The following is an 8,985-nucleotide window of genomic DNA, read 5'->3' as shown; positions in this document are numbered from 1 at the left end:
CCTGTAAGATCCTCACCTGCTCACTCCAAGCTTTGGTCTGTTGATACTTGAGATCTTGAGTATGCTTTGCGGTGATTTCACCAACAATTGACTGTGCTGTTTGGGTTAGAAAGTTATCGAGGGAAGATTGATAAAAAGCGCGATTACTCATGGCAGTCACCATCAGTAAAATCGAGAAGTTCTTTAGCTTCGATTTCTAATCCATGTGCAAGTTTAAATAGGTTTAGCAAGCTAATATTACGTTTGCCACGCTCAATGCCACTTACGTAGGTTCTATCAAGGCCACACCTTGCTGCGAGCTCTTCTTGACTTATACTCTTCTTATGGCGTAGGTGTCTAATATGCTCGCCAAAAGTTATCAGTTTTTGCTCTTCCACAATACTCAAATAGGTTAAACAAAGGATAACTTATCGTGCGAAAGGGTGACTTATAAGTCCACGGACTATGCGTCACATACCATAAACTTGCGAGCTCAAAGGCAATGTAAAAAATACCCGCTCAAGCCTTAAACAAACAAGAGCGGGTAGAGGGAGGATAAAGTTCTAGACCTTATTGAGCGATCAGATCTTTATAAGCGATGGTTTTACCCTGTGGCTTCTCGTTAGCCAGTTTCGCTTTAGGTGCACCTGGTTGAGACAACCAGTACTCACGATCTTTCTTCGGATTAAGCTGCGGGCCACATTCACCTTGTGCTCCACTACGCTCTAGACGCTGAAGTACGCGATCTTGTGCTTTTGCTAGGCCGTCCAAAGCTTCTTGAGGTGTTTTCTCACCACTTGCCGCTTCAGATACGTATTGCCACCATAGCTGCGCAAGTTTTGGATAGTCAGGAACGTTGGTACCTGTTGGCGTCCACTGCTTACGAGCATCACTACGGTAGAACTCGACCAGACCACCTAGCTTAGGCGCTGCATCTGTCATTGCTTGAGAGTTAATATCAGACTCACGAATCGGCGTTAGACCAACCAATGTCTTCTTCAAACTCACTGATTTCGATACCACAAACTGAGCGTATAACCACGCTGCTTGGCGGCGATCCAGTGGTGTACTGTTGAGGAATGTCCATGAGCCAGCATCTTGATAACCTAGCTTCATGCCGTCTTCCCAGTATGGGCCGCGTGGTGATGGAGCCATACGCCACTTCGGAGTACCGTCTTCGTTTACAACTGGAAGCCCCGGCTTGGTCATATCCGCAGTAAAGGCGGTGTACCAGAATATTTGCTGCGCGATAGAACCTTGAGCAGGAACCGGACCCGCTTCACCAAACGTCATACCTTGAGCTTCTGGCGGCGCGTACTGCTTCAACCAATCAACGTATTTAGTTGTTGCGTAAACCGCTGCTGGACCATTGGTTGCACCACCACGAGCGACATCTGAGCCGACTGGTTTACACCCCTCGATACGAATGCCCCACTCATCCACTGGCAAACCGTTTGGAATCCCTTTGTCACCGGCACCAGCCATAGAGAACCACGAGTCAGTGAAACGCCAACCTAGTGATGGATCTTTCTTACCATAATCCATATGACCGTATACTGGCTCGCCGTCGATGGTTTTCACTTTATCAGTGAAGAATTCAGCGATGTCTTCATACGCTGACCAGTTCAAAGGCACACCTAGCTCATAGCCGTACTCTTGTTTAAACTTAGTTTTTAGGTCTTCGCGCTCAAACCAATCGGCACGGAACCAGTACAGGTTGGCAAACTGCTGATCCGGTAGTTGATATAGTTTACCGTCAGGACCAGTGGTGAAATCTAGACCAATGAAATCTGGCAAGTCTAGGTATGGGTTAGTCACGCTTTTACCTTCGCCAGCAATGAAGTCAGAAATTGGTACAACCTTACCGTAACGAACGTGAGTACCAATCAAGTCGGAATCGTTAATGTAGCCATCGTAGATGTTGCGACCAGTCTGCATCTGAGTTTGTAGCTTCTCTACCACATCACCTTCTTGAATCAGGTCATGATTGACTTTAATGCCAGTGATTTCGTAGAAAGCTTTCGCCAGTACTTTAGCTTCATACTCGTGTGTAGTAATCGTCTCAGAAGCAACGTTGATTTCCATACCTTGGAACGGTTTCGCCGCATCGATAAACCACTGCATCTCTTGCGTTTGCTCTTCTTGCGACAGAGTTGATGGCGTGAACTCTTCATTCAACCATTTCTTCGCCGCCGCCATGTCAGCAAACGCTGCTGGTGAAAGTGTTGCAAGCGCGAAAGTCAGCGCTAAGCTACGTGCAAGGTAAGACTTTTTGATATCCTTTTTCATTATTGTGTAACTCCAGTTATGAGTATTCTCGTTTCTTACGTTATTGAGTACGCCCACTCTCGCTTAAACCAGCTACTACCTGAGTGTGAGCACATGTTCATGTCGTTGTATTTATCCCCACTTCAAAACTGTACCTAGCCAAATTACACAGATGGTAAATGGCACCCAAATAGAAAGCTCTGTTAACCCTACGAATCCCAAGTGGATAAACGCTGAGCTCAATAAGCCAATAAACAAGCGATCACCTCGTGTGGTCGCTATTGGTAGAAACCCTTTACGCACAATGCATGGCGAACGAATTTCTAAAATCGTCATCGTTAATAGAATCAGCGCTATGCCCATAAAGAACAGTGCCGACGGTGTTGTCCAAGCCATCCAAGCCATGTGTGTTCTCCTTAAACTCGACCCAGTGCGAAGCCTTTCGCAACGTGATTTCTAACAAACCAGATAACTAAAATGCCTGGCAAAATGGTCAGCACACCTGCTGCGGCTAACACGCCCCAGTCAATACCCGAAGCACTGACCGTTCGGGTCATCACCGCAGAAATGGGCTTGGCATCAACCGATGTCAGCGTTCTGGCAAGCAGTAGCTCGACCCAACTGAACATGAAACAGAAAAACGCCGAGACCCCAATCCCTGAACGGATCATCGGCAAAAAGATTTTGACGAAGAATTTTGGAAAGCTGTAACCGTCGATGTAGGCGGTCTCATCAATTTCACGTGGAACGCTCGACATGAATCCTTCTAAGATCCATACCGCCAATGGCACGTTGAACAGACAGTGCGCCAACGCGACCGCAATATGCGTATCGAACAACCCAACTGAGGAGTAGAGTTGGAAAAACGGCAGCAGGAATACCGCAGGTGGTGCCATTTTATTGGTCAACAGCCAGAAGAATAGATGGTTGTCACCGACAAACTTAAAGCGTGAGAACGCATACGCCGCTGGTAGTGCCACGGTTAAGGTGATCACCATGTTCATCACTACGTAAATAATCGAGTTTACGTAGCCCATATACCAACTTGAATCAGAGAAAATGGTCGCGTAATTCTTAAACGTCCAGTTCTCAGGAAAGAAGCTCAAGCCACCTAAGATCTCTTGGTTCTCTTTGAAAGACATGTTGAGTAGCCAATAGATCGGCAGCATCAAACAGATGATATATAGCGCTAAGCCTGCAATTTGTGTGTAGCGGGTGTATTTAGATTTTGTCATCGCCATTGTAGTTTCCTTACTTACTCTCACCGTGCGTCATTGCGGTATAGAACACCCAACTCACCAGCAAGATGATTAGGAAGTAGATGATTGAAAATGCCGCCGCTGGACCGATATCAAACTGGCCAATCGCCATTTTTGTTAGCGTCTGGCTGAGGAATGTGGTCGAGTTACCCGGTCCACCACCGGTCAATACGAACGGTTCGGTGTAGATCATGAAGCTATCCATAAAGCGGATCAGGATACCAATCAGCAGCACGCTCTTAAGCTTTGGCAACTGGATGTAACGAATGATTGACCACGTAGACGCACGGTCGATATTCGCGGCTTGATAATAGGCATCGGGAATGGCGCGCAACCCTGAATAACAAAGCAGTGCGATGAGTGACGTCCAGTGCCAAACATCCATCAAAATCACCGTTAACCAAGCATCTATCGGGTTACCTGCATAGTTGTAGTCAACGCCCATTTCATTGAGTGCCCAGCCAAACAGACCGATATCTGCACGACCAAAGATCTGCCAAATCGTGCCTACAACGTTGAGTGGAATCAGCAAAGGAATAGCCAACACAATCAAACAGAAAGCTGACCATTTACCTTTGGTTGGCATAGTCAATGCAACGATAATTCCTAGTGGCACTTCAATCAGCAAAATGGTGAAGGTAAAGCCGAACTGACGCAGTAGCGCACCGTGTAACCTTTCGTCATTAAGCGTTTCTCGATACCACTCAGTACCAACAAAATAGGCCGTATTTGCATCAAATATGTCTTGTAGTGAGTAGTTGACTACCGTCATCAAAGGCACGATGGCACTGAATGCCACCAGCAGAAACACCGGCAGAACAAGGAACCACGCTTTGTTGTTTACTACCTTATCCATTACTCTTCCCCTACATTGACTAAGAATTCATCGACATACAGCATGGTCCATTGCTCAGGGAAGCTAATGTATGCCTCTTTTTCCGGAACTGGCTGGTCCTCTTGCAAGCGTGCCTTGATTTGCTTGTTACCCAGTTGCAAGGTGACGATTTTGTACGTACCTAAATCTTCAACGTGCAGCACTTCGGAGCGTAGAGCGGACTCATTGCCCTTCTCCCAAACATGAACAAATTCAGGTCGAATACCGATCTTGACGTTGGTGCTTTTAGCTTGAGCAATGGCGTGACGGTAGGACTCTGATAGCGGCACTTCGACACCATCAAACATGACGCCATTATCTGTTGGCGTGACCTCCATTAAGTTCATCCCTGGGCTGCCAATAAAGTAGCCAACAAAGGTGTGGTTTGGCCTTTCGAATAGTTCTCTTGGCGTACCAAATTGCACAATCTGGCCGTTGTACATCACAGCAATCTCATCAGCGAATGTCGACGCTTCAAGCTGATCGTGCGTGACGTACACCATAGTGATATTAAATTGCTGGTGGATCTGTTTAAGCTTGCGGCGCAGCTTCCACTTCAATTGAGGGTCGATTACCGTCAGCGGCTCATCGAACAAAATCGCCGAGACATCATCGCGAACTAGGCCACGTCCCATCGACACTTTCTGCTTCTCATCAGCAGTGAGATGCTGAGCTTTTTTCGACAGCACATTGGTCAGCTCTAAGATTTCTGCAATCTCTGTCACTTTGGAGTGAACTTTGGCCTTATGAACCTTCATGTTGCGCAGTGGGAACGCCAAGTTGTCGTACACCGTCATGGTGTCGTAGATCACTGGAAACTGGAAAACCTGCGCAATGTTACGATCTTGCGGGCGAAGTTCGTTAACTCGCATATCATCGAACAGCACGTCCCCTTGAGATGGACTCATCAAACCTGAAATGATGTTGAGCAGTGTCGACTTACCACAGCCCGACGGCCCTAATAGTGCGTAAGCCCCACCCTGTTTCCATACGTGATTCATCTCTTTAATCGCGTAAGGAGAAGACTCGGTAGGCTTCTTGTCATAGGTATGCGCGAGAGAATTAAGTGTAATTTGAACCATGACCGCTACCCCCTGACATCACGAATCGGGGCATGGATTAAATTCTGATCCATACCAAAGACATAAAATTTGTGGATTGGGATGTAGATCTTTATCGTTTCATCCACGTCGTAGCTGTGCACGCCTGCCAAGTGCAGCACCATATCCAAGTGCCCATTGCGAACATGAAGAAAGGTCTCTGAACCACTAATTTCAGCCACTTCGACTTGAACTGTCAGCTCCACATCATCATCATTTTTAGGCAGCAAACTTAGGTGGCTAGGTCGGATGCCAAACTGGTACTCCCCTTGTTCTAAATTGCTTAATGATTGATTGAGTGGGAAATGGGCACTCTTATCGAATGTGACTTCATTGCTGGTTACAGAGCCAGAAATTAGATTAATCGGTGGCTCACTAAATAAGGTCGCAGAGTCAACGTTATCAGGTTGATGATACACAGAAGCCGTAGGACCAGATTGAATCACTCGACCTTCATGGAGAATGGTGGTGGTGCCTCCCAGAGCGAGCGCTTCATTCGGTTCAGTCGTCGCATAAATTGCGATTGTGTGTCTAGTTTGAAATAGCTCGCGCATCTCTTGGCGCAGCTCTTCGCGCAACTTGTAATCAAGGTTAACTAGCGGCTCGTCGAATAGGATGATTTCAGCGTCTTTAACTAAGGCACGCGCCATCGCGGTGCGCTGCTGTTGCCCACCAGAAAGCGCCAACGGGTGCTTGTTCAAGTGTTCAGTAATGCGCAGCATCTCTGCGGTTGCGTGAACGCGTTCTTGGATCTCTTTTTCTGGCATCCCAGCCAAACGTAGTGGTGAAGCCACATTCTCAAACACGCTAAGGTTGGGATAATTGATGAACTGTTGGTACACCATAGAGATGTTGCGCTCTCTCACCGATACACCAGTGACGTCCACGCCGTTAACCAGAATCTTGCCTGATGTGGGTTTGTCTAAACCTGCGATCAATCGCATCAACGAGGTCTTCCCTGCCAATGTGCGCCCTAACAGCACATTGAACGAACCAGGTTGAAAGGTCAGGTTGACATCCGAGATGTGCATCTCTCCGTCGACAAACTTGCTTACCTGCTCAAGTGTTAGTGACACTAAAAACTCCTTACCATTCGAACAAATGTTTTTTCGATATTGTTCGATAGAGCGAGAGTCATGCCAATTTAAAGAAATTGAAACAATTATTTTACAACACGCTTTTCCAGCCCTTATACACCCGAGTCTTTGGATAAAAAATCTTTAAAACACCAAGTTTTCCAGTCAATTCATATATGAGACGGCAGTAACATTTGTTAATAAAATGTGTTCATTTGATGTTCAAACTGTTCAGATGAGTGGTATGTTAAATGAGCGTTTGTGATCATAAACATTCACATTCGAACAATTAGAATAATTACTTAAGAACACTATGTATCGCTGCTATTGGCCAATGCTATGGACAAAAAACACCAATCGATTATCGAGAACTCTTGGCTTCGCTGCCGAGAAGCTGGGCTCGGACACAACAGTAACCCGATAATAGAAATAGAGACTGGGCAAACATTTGCTCACACTCTTGATGAACACTCTGGACTACTGACGACCACTCAACAGAAAGTCCTACCTTTCTACGACAGTTTGCTGTCTAACAGCAATTGCTTGATCACGCTTGCAAACACCAATGGGCAAGTGCTGAACAGTTGGGGTGAACAACGTTTCTTCTCTCAAAGACAACCACAAGTGTTTCAAAATGGAGTAAGCTGGCAAGAGGGCCTGATCGGCACCAACGCGATAGGTACAGCTCTTGAAACAGGCTCGATTGTTCAGGTGTTCCATGATGAACACTTTTTAACGTCAAATAGATTCATGACTGGCTCCGCAGCACCACTGTTTGATGCGGATAGGAAGATGGCCGGCGTGCTGTCGATATCAAGTGACGCTTATATGCCCACAGCTCATACATTGGGAATGGTCAAGCTGATGTCACAGGCGATTGAAAACCAACTGATTGCCTCAAAGTTTCAATCGGACCACTACCTGTTATGGTTTAACACCGCGCCTGAAAACATTGATAGTCAGTGGTCATCTTTATTAGTGTTCAATGAACATGGAGTGATCATCTCTGCAAATCGCCGAGCAGAAGTGGTGATTGGGCAAGATCTGGCGCTACAACGTCTAGACCAAATTTTCGATATTAAGCTTGAACAGTTGCTGTCACACCCTCCATTCAATCCAGCGGCACTTAGCACACACTCTCAACTCAACTTCTTTGGCATTATCACCCCGCCGAAAAAACCGATCGGTCGCCAGTTGGACTATCGTAAGTCGATACCTAAGCCGTCAAGCAACAATGCTAAAGCTCCTCTAGACTTGGAACGCTTGAACATGGGCGATCCGCGACTTGCCAAAGCAATCACTCAAGCAAGTCGCATTCTTAACACAGAGATCCCCATCTTGATTCATGGTGAAACTGGAGTGGGAAAAGAGGTCTTCGTCAACGCGCTACACTTGTCTAGTGAACGAAAACACGCGCCTATGATTGCCGTTAACTGTGCTGCCATCCCCGCAGAGCTGGTAGAGTCAGAACTGTTTGGCTATGAAAAAGGGGCATTTACCGGAGCCAACAACAAGGGATATGTCGGCCTAATCCGCAAAGCAGACAAAGGGACGCTGTTTCTAGATGAGCTAGGTGACATGCCAATGAACGTTCAAGCACGATTACTGCGAGTGCTGCAAGAGCGCAAGGTCACCCCGCTAGGTTCAACGACGTCCTACCCTGTTGATTTCAAACTCGTTTCCGCGACAAACCGCAACTTAAAACAAGATGTAGAGAGAGGCACATTTCGCCAAGACCTGTATTACCGAGTCACAGGTCTAAACCTCTCGTTACCAGCGCTAAGAGAACGCACCGATAAAGAGGCCTTAGTACAATTCCTACTGGCTAAATACGCTATCGAAGGTGAGACGCCAAATATTAGCCTAGAAGTTTTAGCTATGTTTAAGTCACATCCATGGCCGGGTAACATCAGACAGTTGGTCAGTGTGATTCAGATTGCCATTGCGATGGCTGGAGATGAAACCATCAGCGTGGAACATTTACCCGATGATTTCCTTCATGATCTTGAAGAGCATCACCCTGAGCCAATTACTATCGCAGCGAGCAATATCAGCCAACTAAATCCAGCCACTCAGTCAGAGTTAGAGCATGACGACTGGCTCAGTGTTTATGAACAAAATGGCCGCAATGTTTCAGCTACAGCCAAGGATCTCAATATCAGCCGAAATACGCTGTATAAACGGCTGAGGGAACAAGGGCTACGTTAGTTTGAGGCAAGTCCCAATACATTGCTTACAGGTTTGTAAAAATACAGGTATCTAAAAGCGACATAGCTCACCACTAAGGTTGCGACCACCAGCTCAAACCCTGCTAACCAATGAATTTGAGTAACATATTTGTCTGCGATGTCTAGGCTCTCCATCCAGCCTGCGAGCTTGAACAGAGCAGTAGCGCCAATCACCATAGGGAAAGTAAACGCGGCATAGCC

8 protein-coding genes and 1 pseudogene are annotated in these 8,985 nt (G+C 46.6%); 1 reads left to right on the top strand and 8 read right to left on the bottom strand.

The annotated features are described in order from the left end of the window. Nucleotides 1–143 precede the first annotated feature (143 nt). From QTO00_RS09580 to QTO00_RS09550, 7 genes are all read right to left on the bottom strand, one after another. Nucleotides 144–377, bottom strand: a complete 234-nt coding sequence (locus tag QTO00_RS09580; protein ID WP_331424535.1) for a helix-turn-helix domain-containing protein — start codon at nt 375–377, stop codon at nt 144–146. A gap of 172 nt (nt 378–549) precedes the next feature. Further along, complete coding sequence (locus QTO00_RS09575) at nt 550–2,268, bottom strand: ABC transporter substrate-binding protein (RefSeq protein ID WP_331424534.1); 1,719 nt, start codon at nt 2,266–2,268, stop codon at nt 550–552. A gap of 111 nt (nt 2,269–2,379) precedes the next feature. Continuing rightward, nucleotides 2,380–2,652: a DUF2160 domain-containing protein gene (locus QTO00_RS09570; RefSeq protein ID WP_038205941.1), complete on the bottom strand. Its 273-nt coding sequence runs from the start codon at nt 2,650–2,652 to the stop codon at nt 2,380–2,382. An 11-nt stretch (nt 2,653–2,663) separates the two neighbouring features. Further along, complete coding sequence (locus QTO00_RS09565; protein WP_038206170.1) at nt 2,664–3,482, bottom strand: carbohydrate ABC transporter permease; 819 nt, start codon at nt 3,480–3,482, stop codon at nt 2,664–2,666. A 16-nt stretch (nt 3,483–3,498) separates the two neighbouring features. Continuing rightward, the gene (locus QTO00_RS09560; protein ID WP_038205944.1) at nt 3,499–4,362 is read right to left on the bottom strand and encodes a carbohydrate ABC transporter permease; all 864 of its coding nucleotides are present in this window, start codon (nt 4,360–4,362) and stop codon (nt 3,499–3,501) included. Next, entirely contained in the window at nt 4,362–5,462 is a 1,101-nt protein-coding gene (locus QTO00_RS09555; protein WP_331424532.1) for an ABC transporter ATP-binding protein, read from the bottom strand. The genes QTO00_RS09560 and QTO00_RS09555 overlap by 1 nt, the downstream gene beginning before the upstream one ends. 5 nt (nt 5,463–5,467) lie before the next feature. Beyond that, nucleotides 5,468–6,556, bottom strand: coding sequence for an ABC transporter ATP-binding protein (locus tag QTO00_RS09550; RefSeq protein WP_331424530.1), 1,089 nt, complete (start codon nt 6,554–6,556; stop codon nt 5,468–5,470). A 339-nt stretch (nt 6,557–6,895) separates the two neighbouring features. Between QTO00_RS09550 and QTO00_RS09545 the strand changes: the two genes are divergently transcribed. After that, nucleotides 6,896–8,764, top strand: coding sequence for a sigma-54-dependent Fis family transcriptional regulator (locus QTO00_RS09545; RefSeq protein ID WP_331424528.1), 1,869 nt, complete (start codon nt 6,896–6,898; stop codon nt 8,762–8,764). Here the strand turns inward: QTO00_RS09545 and QTO00_RS09540 are convergent. Next, a pseudogene (locus QTO00_RS09540) lies at nt 8,761–8,985 on the bottom strand (C4-dicarboxylate ABC transporter); the annotation flags it as partial. The gene QTO00_RS09545 and the pseudogene QTO00_RS09540 sit on opposite strands and share 4 nt — an antisense overlap.

This window comes from Vibrio sp. M260118 (assembly GCF_036533755.1).
Lineage (GTDB): Bacteria > Pseudomonadota > Gammaproteobacteria > Enterobacterales > Vibrionaceae > Vibrio.
This window is presented reverse-complemented; position numbering and strand designations above follow the sequence as displayed.

Excerpts from the sequence above, each read along its gene's own strand:
- QTO00_RS09565 (WP_038206170.1), bottom strand. The coding sequence starts at position 3,482 with ATGACAAAATCTAAATACACCCGCTACACACAAATTGCAGGCTTAGCG.
- QTO00_RS09545 (WP_331424528.1), top strand. The coding sequence starts at position 6,896 with ATGGACAAAAAACACCAATCGATTATCGAGAACTCTTGGCTTCGCTGC.
- QTO00_RS09575 (WP_331424534.1), bottom strand. The coding sequence starts at position 2,268 with ATGAAAAAGGATATCAAAAAGTCTTACCTTGCACGTAGCTTAGCGCTG.
- QTO00_RS09560 (WP_038205944.1), bottom strand. The coding sequence starts at position 4,362 with ATGGATAAGGTAGTAAACAACAAAGCGTGGTTCCTTGTTCTGCCGGTG.
- QTO00_RS09555 (WP_331424532.1), bottom strand. The coding sequence starts at position 5,462 with ATGGTTCAAATTACACTTAATTCTCTCGCGCATACCTATGACAAGAAG.
- QTO00_RS09570 (WP_038205941.1), bottom strand. The coding sequence starts at position 2,652 with ATGGCTTGGATGGCTTGGACAACACCGTCGGCACTGTTCTTTATGGGC.